The sequence below is a fragment of the Streptomyces poonensis genome, from assembly GCF_014650915.1.
In the GTDB taxonomy this organism is placed as follows: Bacteria; Actinomycetota; Actinomycetes; order Streptomycetales; family Streptomycetaceae; genus Streptomyces; species Streptomyces poonensis.
In genome coordinates this window covers 1-565 of record NZ_BMVW01000045.1, presented here as the reverse complement: position 1 = coordinate 565, position 565 = coordinate 1, and the positions used below count along the sequence as shown (strand labels likewise).

Below are 565 nucleotides of genomic sequence, written 5' to 3'. Positions count from 1 at the left end.
GGAGAAGGCCCGCGCCAAGGAACGCGTCTTCTCCCTGCGCGACGAGTTCTCCCAGTGGGACCCCCGCCGCCAGCGCCCCGAGCTGTGGCAGCTGTACAACGGCCGCCACGCCCCCGGCGAACACGTGCGCGTCTTCCCGCTGTCCAACTGGACCGAGCTGGACGTGTGGCAGTACATCGCCCGCGAGAACATCGAACTGCCCGACATCTACTACGCCCACGAGCGCGAGGTCTTCCAGCGCGCCGGCATGTGGCTCACCGCCGGCGAGTGGGGCGGGCCCAGGGACGGCGAGACGGTGGTCAAGCGGCAGGTCCGCTACCGCACCGTGGGCGACATGTCCTGCACCGGCGCGGTCGACTCCGACGCCGACACCATCGAGAAGGTGATCGCCGAGATCGCCGCCTCCCGGCTCACCGAACGCGGCGCCACCCGCGCCGACGACAAGCTCTCCGAGGCCGCGATGGAAGACCGCAAGCGCGAGGGGTACTTCTAAGCATGAGCACGACCACGACCGAGGAGCTCTCGGCCACCACCCTGCTGCGGTTCGCGACCGCGGGCTCCGTCG

At 70.3% G+C, this 565-nt stretch carries 1 protein-coding gene; it reads left to right on the top strand.

The features are described 5' to 3' along the window. A partial coding sequence (gene cysD, locus IE242_RS37280; RefSeq protein ID WP_189867531.1) for a sulfate adenylyltransferase subunit CysD occupies positions 1 to 493 on the top strand: 493 nt, incomplete at its 5' end. Positions 494 to 565: the final 72 nt, after the last annotated feature.